Origin of the sequence: Dictyobacter kobayashii, assembly GCF_003967555.1 — a bacterium.
Taxonomy (GTDB): Bacteria; Chloroflexota; Ktedonobacteria; order Ktedonobacterales; family Ktedonobacteraceae; genus Dictyobacter; species Dictyobacter kobayashii.
Window position 1 is genome coordinate 1,906,268 of the sequence record NZ_BIFS01000002.1, and the last position, 15,086, is coordinate 1,921,353.

Below are 15,086 nucleotides of genomic sequence, written 5' to 3' on the forward strand. Positions count from 1 at the left end.
TATAGAGCTTAATATGCAAGAGTGGCAACGGGCAACCATTGTCACTCATCCCCAACTCGCTGGCCTCGCCTTACCGCAGGACGATCAGACCCAGCAACTGATCCAGGAACTCGCCTCCTCCGGCCGGCTAACCATCATCCAGCACCACCGAGGGATAGACATCGAGGCCTCATCCTTCATTGGGCGCATCCGCCTGGGAGAGCTCTCGCTCACCATCCGTCCCAAAGTCAAAGGACTCCCCTTCTTGCGGCTCATGCAATACGCCTATGGTCTGCATCCACTCGACCTTTTCTCGGCCACCTCATTTGATACCGAAGCCAACTCATTTCAAGAGCTCCTGTTCCAACAACTGCTGGCAGAAACAAACGAGCTCGTCTTACACGGCCTGCAGAAACAATATGTGCAACGCCACGAAGCCCTGAGCAGCCCCAGAGGCCGCATCTCCTTTAGCGCTATTGCCAATCAAGGCGGGATGGTGCAATCTACCCTTCCCTGTACCCACTATCTCCGCCTGGAAGACAGCTTGATTAACCGCGTGCTCAAGCAAGGTGTGCGCCTGGCCGCGCAACTCACAGCACATGATGCCCTACGAATGAAATTGCAGCGCCTTGAACGCTATCACCTGCCCAACATCTCTTCGCTCACCTTAAATGCCCAGACCCTCAAGCAGGTCCACCGCGCCATGACACGCCAGACCATGCCCTACCTGCCAGTGCTCACCTTGATTGAAATACTGCTGGCCGCGAGCGGTATCAGCGTCGCAGGCCAACCGCAAGACATAGCGCTGCCCGGTTTCCTCTTTGACATGAACCTTTTCTTCCAGAACCTCCTCTATCGCTTCCTATCAGAGAACCTTCCGGATTACGAAGTACAGGAGCAATATGTGCTGGACACCGTTATGGGCTATGTAGAAAATCCCCGGAAACGCCAGGCTCCCCAGCTTCGCCCTGATTATGTTGTCAAACAAAAAGGCAAAGCAGTCGCCATCCTGGACGCCAAATATCGCGACCTGTGGCAAAACACCTTGCCGCCCCACATGCTCTATCAGCTCATCATGTACGCCCTGGGCCAGGACAACTGTGATCGCGCCACCATTCTCTACCCAACTATGGGGCCGAGTGCCAGCGTAGCCAGCATCGAGGTCCGCATGCCCCTCTATGCACGTGGCAGCGCCTACGTCATCCTGCGCCCCGTCGATCTCCTACACCTGGATCAACTCATCCTGCAAGCCCGAGAGAAAAAGAACGACCGCGACCCCACCCGTTTCGCCCACCAACTCATCCAGGACTAAAGCACCAGGAGCCGGAATCACGCACCATATGTGAAAGAGAAAGGCTGCGTCAAGGATGTGAATCGGGAGCAGGGCGCAAGAATGCGTGTCAGTCTCGATCGTGAGAGTCCCCCTACAAGGCCGTGTACACCCAACGAACCAGTTGTGAACGCATCAACAGCCAGGCCAAAGCCCTTGGAATTGAGCGACCCAGAGTCCATCATCATCGCTCTGTCGCTAACCTCAACACATTGACCTCTGTGATTATCAATGAACGCGCTCTCAGTCGAGCCAAATCCATCAATGAAGGACTTTTACAAATAAGTTAGTTGCACCCTTCGAATGGGTTGCATAAGCCATTTAGACCACAGTCATGTGAGTGCAAGCGCGCGAGTATTCACAAGTTTCAATCCCGAATGGGAGGGTCGGCTGTATTCTCACAATCGAATTCCCCCTAATAATGAAGCATTTATGGAACGTGCTCGTTGAAGTGCATTGCCATTAATGATGAGATAGGTCAGCGTGTTCATGGTGCGGACAGAAGCGCCATTGCGCATTTTTGGCCGCTCAATTCCAAGGGCTTTGGCCTGGCTGTTGATGCAGGAACGATTTTCGGATACAGAGCAGCAATCAATGCTTCATGTGGCTTTTTTAATCAAATAAAGATATATTTAGCTTCCATGCCACATTTATCGAGGAAAAATCGTCAACATATTCGCATGATTTTTCTTCTAACGTTTCAATGTTTTGAAATCCATTCATATACACAAAATTCTCAAGCTGAGACTCATGTATATCTAGATCATTCGAGGCGAGTAACTTTTTTGTTATTTCATACTTTCTTAACCAGAACCGTAAATCCTGGTGATCAGCATTCAAAAACTTTGAAGGCCTTCTTGCGCCTCGTGATGCCTCAATATACGAGCCTATAATGACAAAAGCTCGCAGTTCTGGTGAAGAGGATGGAATCTCTATCGCTAAATGAGTCCCGACTAAAAGATTATTCTTTTGAAAGACATTGAATTTCTGCATGGAAAATAATACTCCTCAGCTACTCTATCAAAAGCGGTCGTGATATTACACTGTAGCCTGATGCTGACGAATGCGTTGGGCAAACGAGTCGAGAGATCGTGCGAGCGTTGTTGGTTCTTTGAACGGAAGGAGGTGGGTGTTGTCCACCCACTGGAGAGAATATGCCGGGTAGAGGCGCGCGAGTTGTTCGCTGCCAGCCCGCCACAGCGCATTGTTGCGCTCAGCACGCGCTCCCTTTTCCCCGGCAGATTTCGTTGCCAGAACCAGTTCGACAGGACAATCAAGCTGGTCGTAGGCCGAAAGGAGCTGTTCGCGGTGCGTATTCACCTCAATGGTCATGGCTGCAAACTCTGAAGGAGTGAGTCGATATCCCATGCCAACCAGAGACAGGAGGCGTGGCCCAAACTTCATTGCGGGCGTATCGAGGCGGCGCTTGACATCCTCAGGATCAGCCACAAGATTGACCGGGACAGCACCGTCAATGAGAAACAGCCCTGCCACTCTGCCTGGATGAGCTGCTGCATACCAGACAGCCAGGTCGGCCCCCAGAGACCAGCCAACCACAAGCGGTCGATCGCCAGCAACCTGATCCATGATGACCTCGGCATCGCTCAAGAAGCCCTTGAAAGAGACATCAGACGAGCGCGTTGTTTTGCCATGATTGCGAAAATCGAAGGTGACAAACCGATACGGTTCACGAAGTTCGTGGATGAGTCGCTTCCAACTCACCTGGGTCGCTCCTCCTCCGTTGAAGAACAGCAACGTTTGTCCCTGTCCTGTCTCGCTGACCGCGAGTTGGACCTCTCCGTTTGATATCTTGTAGTGTTTTTTCTTTATGCTCATGATATCGTGTGGACCTTTCTCTTACCCAAAGAAACCCTGGAAGAGCGCCTGTAATCCAAAGTCAAACTCCTGATCAGCATTCCACTGGACAATCTCGGGCAACAGCATGTGGAGCCTGGGATATTGTTCTGCCGGAAGGTGTTGCCAGACCATTGGACCATTTGGCCCTGGCTCCAGACCCGCGACCGCTTGCGTTCCTATGCCGATCAATGTGTGCCCAACAATAAAACCGACCAGGCACTGGAGTGCATAGATAGACTGAACGCCGGTGATCTGTGCCTCATGAAATGTTTCAAGAAGACGGTCTAACATCATAAGAGAGGCTGATGTGCGTAGCGGACTCGTTGCGATGAGCGGAAGCACGCGTGGATGAGCGCGAAGAACGTCCCGAAAGGCGTGCGCAATTGTCCATAATTGCTCACGTGGCGTGGCATGGGGATACACAGGTAATGGAGCCTGAACAAGGAGCAGTTCGATCACCCCATCAAAGACGGTTCGCTTACTCTCAACATGGTTGTAGAGTGACATCGCCTCAACCCCGAGCGCCGCTCCGAGCTTGCGCATACTAAAGCCTTCCAGGCCCTCTTGATCAATCAAGTGCAGGGCTGCTTCCAACACTCTTTGTCGTGTCAGTGGCTCACCAGATTTCGCCATAATCTTCCTCTACTCTATACTTACACTGTAAGCTTACAGTGTAAGTATAGAGTAGAGGAAGGAAGAATGTCAAGAGATCCTTTTCGGGGCTCCTTTGATTTCCTTATGAGCGTGTCTCTTTTACTGAGTACTTTACACTCATCATCACAAGAGCGTATTGGCGAAAAACGGCGCGCAATTCAGGAGGATGATGGATGATGAATGGGATACCCAGACCAGCAAGCAAGCGTGCCATCCAGGGAAGGTCTTCCACCTCACTGCGGATGAGTACTCCATTGTTTTGTTCTTTATCAATATATAGAACACATCGTCCAGAAGGGCGATGTGTTCCCGTTCTTTTCCTGCTATACTGGTAAATCCATCTCTCAAGAGTTTTGTTCCGTTTCATGCTTTTAAACAAGAATGAACTACAAAGGACAAGCCTGAGCATCTGTGTAGTCCTTAAGGGTGATGGCCGTCTGCTTCTGAATAGCTCTGGCTATCAGGCCTTTCCAGGGCAGGTAGGGTAACATCCGCATATTCAGATTGCGCAGCCAGATCATGGACTGCGTTGGTGGTAGAAACCACTTGCCACCATCCGCCGCCGCCTTCTGGTTCTTCTCAACATATCCCCGCATTTCTTCCTCGTAGCGAGCAAAGGCTGTCTGATAATCGCCCGACGCCGCAGCCAGTTCTCCAGCGAGTACGTAGGCACCTACCAGCGCCAGGTTTGTGCCCTGGCCAGAGAGCGGCGAGGGACAATAGCCAGCATCCCCAACCAACGCGATCCTTCCCTTTGACCAGCGTTCCATCTGGATCAAGCTGATTGAGTCAAAGTAGAAGTCGGGGGCTTCATCCATCGCTTTCAGCAGGCGGGGAATTTCCCATCCCTCACCCGCGAACACCCTGGCCAGGATCTTTTTCTGCTCTCCACTGTTCTGCCGGTCATACTGAAGCGGCGGCGAAGCGAAGAAGAACATTGCCTTGACCTCGCTATTCTGATGCGCAGTATACATCCCCGCAAGTTTTCCTGGCATATTGTAGACAAGCTGCCAGCGATCAAGTTGTAAATGATTAGCAGCAGTAAAGATCGAGACGTAGTAGCCCAGGTGACGAATGAACGCTGACTCAGCACCGAACGAAAGCTGGCGCACAGTGGAGTGGAGTCCATCGGCTCCCAGCACAAGGTCGAAGGTGCGCGGCTGGCCCTTCTCGAATGTGACCTGGACACCCTCGTCACTCTCGGAGAGAGAGGTGATCGTATCATGAAAGATGTACTCGGTGGTATCTCTGGTAGCTTCGTACAGGATCTGTACCAGGTCGCCGCGCAAGATCTCGAACTCACTAACCAGGCCCTCGCCGCCGAAAAGCTCGACGCCCATTGTTGCCTGCGGTCTGTTGGAGCTGTCAACGAACGACATCCCGCGCTGATTGGTACGCCCCCGCTGAACCGCTGGCATGATGCCCATACGTTCAGCCACAGCGCGCGAACCTCCACGGATGTCAATCGCGTTACCGCCCGAACGCGGCGCGGGTGCTCGCTCTACTATCGTAGGCTTGAAGCCATAGCGGCTCAGCCAGTAGGCCAGGGCCGGCCCCGCGATACTCGCACCTGAAATGAGAATAGTGCGGTTTTCCAAATTGTTATTTTTCATAATTTTTAATCCTTTGATTATTATATATAGCTTTTGTATTCGTAACTACTCAGTACCTTGAGAAAAGCTGGACAAAGCTGATAAACTAAGAGCATGACAGAAGAAGAAGTGAGAAATCTTCAGAAAGCCTACCGAGAGCTCAAAGAGCAAGCAGAGGCATTCAAAGAGCAAGCAGAGCAGAAAGATCGCAGGATCGAAGAGCTCGAAGGATTGCTCATAGGTGCCTTGTTGCGCATTGAAGAGCTTGAACGGCGATTGGGAAAAGATAGTCATAATAGTAGTAAACCTCCTTCCAGTGATGGATTGGGTCGCAAACCTGGCAAACAGCGGCGCAAAAGCGGCAAGACTTCCGGTGGACAAGCCGGTCACCACGGTCATACCCTGATGCAAGCATTGACTCCTGATAGCGTCGTGCTTCATCGTCCAACGCACTGTGAAGCATGTCAGTACCCTCTTGAGCAGGAGGCAGCTATCACCAACGAACGCCGTCAAGTCCACGATCTGCCCACGTGGCGTTTGCTGGTCGAGGAGCATTGCCGACAAGCAATCTGCTGCCCCTATTGCCAGCATGTGACGCAGGCGTCTTTTCCGGCAGGCGTCGATGCTGCTGTCCAGTATGGCCCGCAGGTCCAAGCCTTGGCGGTCTATCTTTCCCACTTTCAACTGGTGCCACTGCAACGCACCTGTGAAGCTCTTGCTGATCTGTGCGGGTGTCAGTTGTCCGAAGGCACGCTGGTCCGTTGGATTGCTCAGGCAGCCAAGACCCTTGAGTCGAGCATCGAGCGGATCAAAACCTTACTGCTGGCCAGCCCCTTGCAACATGCTGACGAAACGGGGATGCGTGTCAAAGGCATCTTGCATTGGATGCATCTCAATGCGACTCCCTGGCTCACCCTGTACTCCTGGCATCGCAAACGAGGGCATCAGGCTCTGGAGCAGATTGGGATCTGGCCACACTATCAGGGCCGCTCCATGCATGATCGCTGGTCCAGCTATGATCGCTACCTCTGTACCCATAGCCTCTGCGGAGCCCACCTGCTACGCGACTGCCTGTATGTCGCCGAACAGGAGAAGCAGCCTTGGGGACAAGCCATGTTCGATCTGTTGCTGGCGATGAAGCAAGCCGCTGATCGCTGGCGCCTCCAAGGAGCGAGCGCCGTCCCCACCCCCGAACGGGAGCAGTGGCTTGCCCAGTATTTTGCCATTCTGGCCGCTGGCTTTGCCACGCATGCCGCTCAAGCCCCTCCCCCAGGAAGTCTGCAGCCCAAACGACAAGGACGCAAAAAACAGGAAGCCTCCAAGAATCTGCTCGATGCGCTCTTAAAGCGAGCTGATCAAGTGTTGGGTTTTCTGGAGGACCTGTCTGTGCCTTTTACCAACAATCTCGCCGAACGAGATTTACGCATGGTGAAAGTGCAGCAAAAGATTTCCGGAACCTTCCGCAGTGACGATGGAGCTACGGCTTTTTGCATCATTCGCAGCTATCTTTCAACCATGCGCAAGCAGGGGCGCTCAATGCTTGCTGCCATTGCTGCGGTTTTTGCTGGTTCTCCTTTCCCCATTGCATGGGCTACTGAGTAGTTACTTGTATTCATTTAATGTCCGCCCGAAATCGGTGGAACTGCCGGTAATGAACCAGACGCGAGATGAAGAAGAATCTGCCGATGTAGTATGTGTCTGAAACATTGTTTTCCCTCTGTTCTACGCATTGGCAGTACGTCCTCTGGCTGGCAATGTTTTTATGAGTGTACTGCTGCTTTTATGGTTTTTATTTAGACGTGCTTTTACGTCACTGCCCTGAGTATAGCTGGCAAAGAGGTAGCCGCGCGCCACCCGACCGGGTTGTTGTCAGAGTGGTTGTGAACGGGTGAGATTAGAGGAGTTTCAGACGCCGGGCTACTTCACCGGCTTCCACGCGGTTGTTGACGTCGAGTTTGCGGTAAAGGTTTTTGAGGTGGCCTTTGACAGTGTTGATGGAGATGATCAGCTCCTCGGCGATCTCCAGGTTGCTGCGTCCGGCAACGAGGAGAGTAAGCACGCGCAGCTCTTGCGCAGAGAGTGGTTCGAGCAGCGGGCTGTCTGGGCTGCTGGCCTGGGGAGAAAATGGGTGAGCGAAGGCGTGGAGAATGCTCTGAACGTAGGCGCGTAGCGGTTTCTCTGTGAGGGAAGGCAGGAGCTTGCGCAGGAGGATGGCCAGGGGCTCGCCTTCGTCCAGGAAAAGGCGCAGAAAGCCCTCCCTACGCGCCTGTGAGAGGGCAAGCACGAGTTGCTGGTAGCTCTCCTGACTCCGTTTGAGGTCGGCATAGGTGAGCGCGCTGAGCACCAGAATTTCCAGCACTCTTAATATATGTTTCCCCTCTTGCGCGTGGGTAAACAGTTGCTCAAGCAGAGGCAAGGCGGTTTCGGCCTCGCCTTGAGCCATGAGCAGGCGCGCACGCAGTAGCTGCATCGCCTGCTGTTGTGTTGAAGACAGGTCTTTTTCATAGTCGGTGAGTGTATCCAGGGTGCGCCTGGCGGCAAGCAAGTCTTTGTCGCGAATCTGCGCGCGCGTTTGCCAGATGAGCACATCTGGAACGAGTGGGAGCGTGTGTGGCGCGGCCTGCAAGTGTATAAGCAGCGCGGTGAGCGCGTTTTGTTCCTCCGTCCTCTTCCCGTGTGCGCGCAGGAGAAGAAGCCTTAAGAGCTCTAGCTGTGTGTATCCAGCCTCCTCCCCTGCCGGGAAAGCCCCTGATAGTGATGGTGAGAGGCCTCGTAGGCCAGTTGATCCGCCTTTTCCAGCTCGTTCCACTCATAGGCAAGACGGATAAACCCACAGGCGAGCTGCGTGAGAAAAATCGCCTCGCCAGCTTTATCCGACCAGGGCGGTTCGGCCTGTGTTTGCTGGTAATAGGAGTCTGCCTGGTGGAGGTCGGCCATTTCGAGGTAAACGTCGCCCAGCAGCCGCCCGATGACGCGAGTGAAGACCCGATCTTTAACATGCAGGCTGAGCGTGTAGCCTTCATGCAGATACTGGCGGGCGGTGTGAAAGACGCCTGTTTGCATGGCCTCCATGCCCAGCGTGAGCAGACAGCCACAGTGCCATTCGATCCACTCCACTGGCCGCTGGTGGTATACCTGCTCCGCGCTGGCTGGCGGCAAGAGTTGGAGGGCCTGACGTGCGTAGACAACGGCAGGCGCGATAAAACCGTGAACAATGGTGAAGGTGGCACGGAAGGCAGAAAGAACACCTACCTGCAACAGATATCCTTGCGAGCGCCATCCCTCTTCTGCCATCTGAAGCAGTTCTTCGGCTGGCTCGATGCGCCAGACGGAGCCAGGGTTGTCGGTGGAGAAGATACGCGCCTGGGCAAAGAGGAAACAGAGTGTCGGGCGGGAATGCAAGAGGAATTTCGGCATCTGCTCCAACCAGCGGCACATGGTATGGTGTTCAGTAAAATATGTATGCTCATTAAGTCTTTCAATCAGCAGCGCCGCTCGCTCGAATTCTTGAGCGGAGAGAGCAGTTTCAATAGCCTCGCTCAGCAGAGCGTGTTCTTCATACCAGAGACTGGCCTGAGCGGCCAGACAGCGCAACGTTTCCGCCCCCAGGCGGCGGGTCGCTTCAGCCCGCATAGCCTCGGCGAACAGGGCATGATAGCGATACCACCCGTCCGCGCTATCCAGCGCTTCCAGAAAGAAGCCAGAGTGTTCAACCCTGTCCAGCCACTCTGCACTATCCTGCCGCCTCATCACTACGTCGCAGAGTGAGGAGGTCAGACGACTAAACAGGCTGGTTTGGAGCAGGAAGAGTTGAAGAGGCTCAGGCTGGGCAGCAAGCACCTCGCTGATAAAAAACTCCTGAATAGACCGACGAGAAGGGTTGTTCGCTGAACCCACGTGTAGTTGTCCGAGCGAGTCTTCAATCATCTGGGGCGTCCGCAGGCTCTGCGAGTTCAACGCGAACAGGCGCAAGCCAGCAGCCCAGCCCTCCAGATAAGTATGGAGCTTCTGGATAGTCTCTTCCGAAAACGGGCAGGGGATATGTTGCTGGAGAAAAGCGGTTGTCTCCTCCAATGAGAAGCTCAGCTGATTCGAGTGGATTTCCTGGAGATCGCCTCTCGCCCGCCAGCGCACCAGCGGCAGCGGCGGCGTACTACGCGTCAGCATCACGATATGGAATTCCGCTGGCAGATGCTCAATGAAGAAGGTTAGCGTCTCATGGATACGCGAGTGCTCGATGACATGATAATCCTCCAGGATCAGTACCCCTTCCGGGACCGAGCCGGTCAGATCGTTCAGCAGGGAGGCCAGGGCTGCCTCTAGCTGCGCTGGTGCAAATGGCGACTGGGACTGCTGGGAGAGTTGCACAAGCGCAGCCTGACCAATGTGCCCATAGATAGCCGGGATAGCCGCAATGAGTGATGACCAGAAGCGGATCGGATCATTATCGCCGCTATCTAGCGAGAGCCAGGCGACAAGCAAAGGATTGCGCTGTGTGGCATTTTGCGCCTCGCGCCGGGCAATCCACTGGGCGACAAGCGTAGTCTTCCCCGAGCCTGCCGGGGCCTGCACCAGCGTCAGCTTTTGTCGCTGTCCTTCGTCAAGTCGTTCCAACAAAGGCATACGCTCGACGAGCCTGACCGGCAGCCGAGGAGGGTGCAGTTTGCTTTCAAGCAGCGTCACAGCAGACTTAGGATGGACCATTTGACGCGGCTGGCGCGAAAGGGGTTCCAAATGCCGCTTCGCAAGCATCAGGGCAACTTCATTGAGCCTCTCAAGCGTTAGATCTTCTGACTTTCCCAGATACGCGCGATACAGCATCCCCTGGCGCTTGAGATAAGCCTTCCAGTACCATCCACCGCGATGATTTCCAGCATGTTCCTTGCGTGCTGTATAGGAGCCATCGAGAGAACGAAAGGAGAAGAGAGTAGAGGTCTCTTCCTGTAACCACGCGAACCAGCGCGCCGATCCAACGACAATAGAGATCTCCTGCTCATCCTCGTAAAAATGCAGGGTGGCATCGCGTATTGTAGGGGTTGTGTGTGCCATATAGCAGCCAGGCTTTCATTTTCACAGCATAAAAGTTCCCTAAACAAAAGTTCCCTAACAGTATAGCACATAGTACTCTTTCGAGTGATCCTGGCCCGCTTTGACGGCTCTGCTCCTAAGTTGACAATATACAACGTATTGTACATAATTGTGGGCCTACATTTGATTTTGCGGATGGTCCTAAAAACGGAATGGATGTTTCTGGTGTGATACCTGGTAATCTATTCTCGAACATTCAGCAAAAAGTCGAGCACCTATGCGGTATGTATTGCTTGGCTTTTTACTATTTGAAAGGTACTATACGTTTATGTTTAAAACACAATTTCCCGAAATGGATCAACTCATTAAGGAGCTCGCTTCGGCACTACAAGCTACGCTTGGCGACCGGCTAAGCGGTCTGTATTTATTCGGCTCGCTTGTTGGCGGCGACTTTGACCCTAAAACAAGTGACATGGATCTCCTTGCGATGGTCAAGAAAGACATAACAGAAGCAGAATTGGCCAATCTTCGTCAAATGCACGAAACCTTTAGGCGCGCTCACCCGGAGTGGGTTGATCGTATCGAGGTAGCGTATGTTGGTGTATCAGCTATGCGGGAATTTAAAACCGGTACAGTTAAAATCGCACGAATCAGCCCTGGAGAGCCGCTACATTACCGTGACATGGATATTCAGTGGCTTATGGACTGGTATATAGTTCAGGAGCAAGGCCTTGTTATAGTGGGTCCACCTGCTAAGGCCTTTATTCCTCATATCACGAGCCAAGAGTTTATTGCTTCTCTTAAAGATAGTCTTTTGTCGTGGCTGGCAATGGCTAAAGAGGCGCGCCACAAAGGATACCAGTCATACATCATCCTTTCTATGTGTCGCAGCCTGTATGCGATTAAGTTCGGCAAGCAGATTTCAAAGTTTAAGGGTGCTGAGTGGGCAATGCGCGAATACTCGGCCTGGGCTGATCTTATACAGAAGGCTGTAGAGTGGCATGGATCGTCGGATAAGTCGGATAATCTGGCATCCCAAACAGAGACGGTCAAATTTGTGGTATTTGCATTGAGTCAGTTGGGATACCGTGTTTAATTTCCTCTGTCGCCCCAGAGATGATATTATGACCACCAGATGGCCTGTAAGCGCCATTTTAACGAGAAAGTACGACGTGCTATATAATTGAGGCTGAGCTTGAGGCGAAATGTCTCTAGAAACTGTTGTAGTTTTTTGAGTGCCAAACATTTTTTGCGACAAACGAAGAAATCATTGAGAAGAGTGCAGCGAACGCCCAGTAGGGGTAACTCTTGCAGGATACCTCGTCACATGAAGCTTTGAAAGGGGTGCGCACTCGAATTGGGCAAAAAACTAGTCTTCCGCGTTCGCCTCTGGTCCTGGAAAAATATTTGCAAAGAGAGGGAATTTTTCCTATGCGTGAGTCGGATTTGCTCGTGACCAAGTTTACCGTCCCGCCCATTCGTTCCGAACTGCTTGCCCGCGAGCGCTTGCTTGACGTCCTCAATCAGAGTTGTTCGCATCCCTTGACCCTGCTTTCGGCCTCTGCTGGCTTTGGCAAAACAACGCTGCTTTCAGCCTGGGCAACCCAGCGTAGCAGTCAGGTGGCCTGGATCTCACTTGATCCACAGGATAATGACCCAACACGCTTCTGGATGTATGTGATTGCAGCGCTCCGGAAGGTGGATCTCTCTGTCGGCGCACCCGCGGAAGCCATGCTCCACGCCTCACAGCCCCCATTGTTCCTAGGTGCGCTTACCTCTCTCGTCAACGAATTAGCGGACCTTTCACATGATATCTTCCTGATTTTGGATGACTATCATCTGATTCGCGAACAGGCACTGCACGATTCGCTGCTGTTTGTCCTTGAGCATCTTCCTCGTAATCTGCATGTGCTGCTATCCAGCCGCGCTGATCCCGCACTTCCGTTGGCTCGCCTGCGCGCGCGGAGGCAGGTGATAGAGATTCGCGAGGCAGATTTGCGCCTGAGGAATGAGGAAGCCGCCAGCTTTCTGAGGCAAGTGATGGGTCTAACGCTCACGGAAGAAGAGATTGGCCACCTGGAAACACGTACTGAAGGATGGATTACCGGCCTGCAGCTCGCAGCGCTCTCGCTGCGCAGATATACTGATGTGTCTGCTTTTCTCCAGACGTTTACTGGCAGCCATCGCTTTATCCTGGATTATGTGCAGAGCGAGATCCTTGAGCCATTGCCAGAGAAGCAACAACGCTTCTTACTATACGCCTCGGTCCTCACCAGACTCAATGCCGAAATCTGCCAGATATTGACCGGAGAACCAGCCAGTCAGCGCATGCTGGAAGATCTGGAACGGGCCAATCTCTTCCTACTGCCGCTTGATGAAGAGCGGCGCTGGTATCGTTTTCATGCCCTCTTTCGCGAAGTGCTGTTGGCGCGTTTACAGGCCACGCAACCGGAGCAGATCACGCTCCTGCATCGGGAGGCTGCCCTCTGGTACCAGCGTCAAGGGTGGCTGCATGAGGCAATCCCCATGCCCTGGCGACGCGCGAGTATCCCTTTGTGGCAACGATGTTGGAGGAATGTGTTGAACGCCTTTCACTGCAAGGGGAGTTACAAACACTGCTCACCTGGATCAAGCAGATACCAATGGAGGTGTTGCATGCGTATCCTCGCCTGGCCACGACCTATCTGCTGGTCTTCAATCTACTTTTCCCCTTTTCTCAACAGGAGCAAGAGGAACGGGTGTATCTCCGTCAGCTCCAGGAAGGCGTGGAGGTATTGCTCCAGCGTGAGACTCTCCCAGAAGCCGAAAGGGACCAGTTGCGCCAGCGGGTGATGATTCTGGATGCGTGGAAATTGGCGAAAAAGGCCCTCTCTGCCGGTGATATGGTGCAACTGAACACGATTGCTGGACATTTGCACCCCCCTGAACTGAATGATGAAACGTTGTGGCAACAATTTGGACTGGCCCCGTTCGCGATCACCTGGCGTATGGCAGGAAACTTTCCTCCCATGATCTCCGCCATTCAGAAGCTCAGACAGCGAGCGCGGCTGGAGCAGGATCACTCCCAGGAAGTCCACATGCTTTGGGGGCTGATTGCCGCGCAGATTGCATTGGGCCAGTTGCAGGAGGCAAGCACGTGCTGCCAGGAACTCCAGCAACTCATCACGAGTCTGCATATTCCCGCTCCTCTGGTGGCATATCCATCTCTCTTCCAGGCGCAGCTCGCGTATGCTCGGAATCAGTTAGAGGTCGCGCAACGTGCCGCGTTGGAAGCCATCCAAAAAGCAGCCCCATTCCAGTACATGGATATTCTCATGGGGGCCTATGAGGTGCTGGTGCACGCCAGCATAGCCAGGGGCGAGTTGTCTAAAGCTCTCCAGGTATTGAACGAGATGGAGGGAGTAAATCAAGCCGCCGATATCCCGCTTTTCCAACCCTGGATCGAAGGTTTGCGATCCAGCCTCTGGCTGGCTCAGGGCAATCTGGCCAGCGCGGCAGACTGGGCCGAGCATACTCCCTACCGCCAGGAGGCCCTTACTGGAAGTGTCTACAGCCGCGAAGGCACCTATCTGACGCTGGTGCACGTGGACCTGGCACAGCAAAAGTATCAGCAGGCCTTACAATTGCTCGCTGCGCTTCTGGAAAGTGCCGAACAGGTTTCCCGCGTGGGGAGCATGGTCTCGGTCCTGGCGTTGCAGGTCGCCGCGCTCCAGGTATTGGGGTCCACGCAAGAGGCGTTGCTAGTGCTCGCGCGCCTGCTTCCCCTGGCAGAGCCAGAAGGATACCTGCGCCCCTTTCTCGATGCAGGTGAACCCATGCAACAGGTCTTGCAGGCATGGTTTTGTCAGGAGCAGGAGGCCGTTGCTCCACGCCTTTCTACCTATGCCCAGACGATCTTCAAGGCTTTTGCCAGTGAACAACGTCAGAGCGAGATGGAGACCAGCGCTTCCCTGATCTCTTCAGGACACCCACACGCTCTTTCTCCATCTACGGAGCCAGGGCTAGAGCCTCTCACCCCACGTGAGCAGGAAGTATTGTGCTTACTCGCCGAGGGTGCGACCAATCAGGAGATCGCTGAACGCCTGGTGATCTCTCTCACCACCGTCAAGAAACACGTCAGTAGCCTCTTTCTGAAGCTGGCCGCAGAGAATAGAACCCACGCTGTCGCACGCGCACGAGAGCTTGCTTTACTCTAATCTCTCCCTAGCAGATGGGACAGCACCTGGATCACAGAAGAAGCCCAAGTCGAAAGCAATTTCTGTGATCCAGGTGTACTTCTGGCTCCTTCCCAGTATCTCGCGAATATGGTACTCGATAGTGTACTTTTGGCCCCTCTCTCCCGCGCCGTAATACAGTATGCTTCTTGCAGAGAAAACAAGTCGTTCGAACGGAGCGTAAGCGTTATGAGGTATATCATTCGGGTCAAGGGCCACCTGGACCCTTTCTGGCAGGAGTGGTTTGAGCACCTCTCAATTACCCATGAGAGCGGTGGTATCACCAGACTTTCAGGTCCCATCCCTGACCGGGCGGCGCTCTACGGCATCCTTCTCAAAATGTGCGACCTGGGATTAACCCTGCTCTCGCTTGAGGCACATGAGGCGGCTGAAGCGCCAGAATAGGGTATACTCGCAACATTCTGCAACAAC

Annotated in this window: 13 protein-coding genes; 6 read left to right on the top strand and 7 right to left on the bottom strand. The window is 53.5% G+C overall.

The window, feature by feature from the left end:
- Positions 1-13: 13 nt before the first annotated feature.
- Complete coding sequence (locus EL645_RS34735) at positions 14-1,291, top strand: McrC family protein (protein WP_161977934.1); 1,278 nt, start codon at positions 14-16, stop codon at positions 1,289-1,291.
- A gap of 630 nt (positions 1,292-1,921) precedes the next feature.
- Here EL645_RS34735 and EL645_RS34745 read toward each other — a convergent pair.
- From EL645_RS34745 to EL645_RS34765, 5 genes are all read right to left on the bottom strand, one after another.
- Positions 1,922-2,302: a hypothetical protein gene (locus EL645_RS34745; RefSeq protein ID WP_126557009.1), complete on the bottom strand. Its 381-nt coding sequence runs from the start codon at positions 2,300-2,302 to the stop codon at positions 1,922-1,924.
- A 45-nt stretch (positions 2,303-2,347) separates the two neighbouring features.
- Positions 2,348-3,145, bottom strand: a complete 798-nt coding sequence (locus EL645_RS34750; RefSeq protein WP_126557010.1) for an alpha/beta fold hydrolase — start codon at positions 3,143-3,145, stop codon at positions 2,348-2,350.
- Between the two features lie 21 nt (positions 3,146-3,166).
- Complete coding sequence (locus EL645_RS34755; RefSeq protein WP_126557011.1) at positions 3,167-3,799, bottom strand: TetR/AcrR family transcriptional regulator; 633 nt, start codon at positions 3,797-3,799, stop codon at positions 3,167-3,169.
- 103 nt (positions 3,800-3,902) lie between these two features.
- The gene (locus EL645_RS46290) at positions 3,903-4,229 is read right to left on the bottom strand and encodes a WCX domain-containing protein (RefSeq protein ID WP_443090045.1); all 327 of its coding nucleotides are present in this window, start codon (positions 4,227-4,229) and stop codon (positions 3,903-3,905) included.
- Positions 4,207-5,433, bottom strand: a complete 1,227-nt coding sequence (locus EL645_RS34765; RefSeq protein WP_218032199.1) for an FAD-dependent monooxygenase — start codon at positions 5,431-5,433, stop codon at positions 4,207-4,209. Before EL645_RS34765 ends, EL645_RS46290 begins: the two co-directional genes overlap by 23 nt.
- A gap of 93 nt (positions 5,434-5,526) precedes the next feature.
- On the opposite strand from EL645_RS34765, the gene tnpC reads away from it, so the two are divergent.
- A complete protein-coding gene (tnpC, locus tag EL645_RS34770; protein WP_126548577.1) occupies positions 5,527-7,014 on the top strand; it encodes an IS66 family transposase in 1,488 nt (495 codons plus the stop codon).
- Positions 7,015-7,306: 292 nt separating this feature from the next.
- Here tnpC and EL645_RS44795 read toward each other — a convergent pair whose 3' ends face one another.
- Both EL645_RS44795 and EL645_RS44800 read right to left on the bottom strand, forming a co-directional pair.
- On the bottom strand, positions 7,307-8,038 hold the full coding sequence (locus tag EL645_RS44795) for a LuxR C-terminal-related transcriptional regulator (protein WP_126557012.1): 732 nt from the start codon (positions 8,036-8,038) through the stop codon (positions 7,307-7,309).
- Between the two features lie 80 nt (positions 8,039-8,118).
- Entirely contained in the window at positions 8,119-10,461 is a 2,343-nt protein-coding gene (locus tag EL645_RS44800; protein WP_126557013.1) for a winged helix-turn-helix domain-containing protein, read from the bottom strand.
- 307 nt (positions 10,462-10,768) lie between these two features.
- Between EL645_RS44800 and EL645_RS34790 the strand changes: the two genes are divergently transcribed.
- The 4 genes from EL645_RS34790 to EL645_RS34800 all read left to right on the top strand — a co-directional run bounded on the left by EL645_RS34790 (position 10,769) and on the right by EL645_RS34800 (position 15,059).
- A complete protein-coding gene (locus EL645_RS34790) occupies positions 10,769-11,536 on the top strand; it encodes a nucleotidyltransferase domain-containing protein (RefSeq protein ID WP_161977935.1) in 768 nt (255 codons plus the stop codon).
- 335 nt (positions 11,537-11,871) lie between these two features.
- Positions 11,872-13,272, top strand: coding sequence for a winged helix-turn-helix domain-containing protein (locus tag EL645_RS43460; RefSeq protein WP_246035679.1), 1,401 nt, complete (start codon positions 11,872-11,874; stop codon positions 13,270-13,272).
- A gap of 155 nt (positions 13,273-13,427) precedes the next feature.
- Positions 13,428-14,636, top strand: a complete 1,209-nt coding sequence (locus tag EL645_RS34795) for a LuxR C-terminal-related transcriptional regulator (RefSeq protein WP_281276489.1) — start codon at positions 13,428-13,430, stop codon at positions 14,634-14,636.
- Between the two features lie 207 nt (positions 14,637-14,843).
- Positions 14,844-15,059 (top strand): DUF8691 family protein, encoded by a 216-nt coding sequence (locus EL645_RS34800; protein ID WP_126557016.1) that lies wholly within the window; start codon positions 14,844-14,846, stop codon positions 15,057-15,059.
- The last annotated feature ends 27 nt before the right edge of the window (positions 15,060-15,086 follow it).

Coding starts and splice junctions, on each gene's coding strand:
- EL645_RS34735 (WP_161977934.1), top strand. CDS start 14: ATGCAAGAGTGGCAACGGGCAACCATTGTCACTCATCCCCAACTCGCT.
- EL645_RS34745 (WP_126557009.1), bottom strand. CDS start 2,302: ATGCAGAAATTCAATGTCTTTCAAAAGAATAATCTTTTAGTCGGGACT.
- EL645_RS34750 (WP_126557010.1), bottom strand. CDS start 3,145: ATGAGCATAAAGAAAAAACACTACAAGATATCAAACGGAGAGGTCCAA.
- EL645_RS34755 (WP_126557011.1), bottom strand. CDS start 3,799: ATGGCGAAATCTGGTGAGCCACTGACACGACAAAGAGTGTTGGAAGCA.
- EL645_RS46290 (WP_443090045.1), bottom strand. CDS start 4,229: ATGCTCAGGCTTGTCCTTTGTAGTTCATTCTTGTTTAAAAGCATGAAA.
- EL645_RS34765 (WP_218032199.1), bottom strand. CDS start 5,433: ATGAAAAATAACAATTTGGAAAACCGCACTATTCTCATTTCAGGTGCG.
- tnpC (WP_126548577.1), top strand. CDS start 5,527: ATGACAGAAGAAGAAGTGAGAAATCTTCAGAAAGCCTACCGAGAGCTC.
- EL645_RS44800 (WP_126557013.1), bottom strand. CDS start 10,461: ATGGCACACACAACCCCTACAATACGCGATGCCACCCTGCATTTTTAC.
- EL645_RS34790 (WP_161977935.1), top strand. CDS start 10,769: ATGTTTAAAACACAATTTCCCGAAATGGATCAACTCATTAAGGAGCTC.
- EL645_RS43460 (WP_246035679.1), top strand. CDS start 11,872: ATGCGTGAGTCGGATTTGCTCGTGACCAAGTTTACCGTCCCGCCCATT.
- EL645_RS34795 (WP_281276489.1), top strand. CDS start 13,428: ATGGCAGGAAACTTTCCTCCCATGATCTCCGCCATTCAGAAGCTCAGA.
- EL645_RS34800 (WP_126557016.1), top strand. CDS start 14,844: ATGAGGTATATCATTCGGGTCAAGGGCCACCTGGACCCTTTCTGGCAG.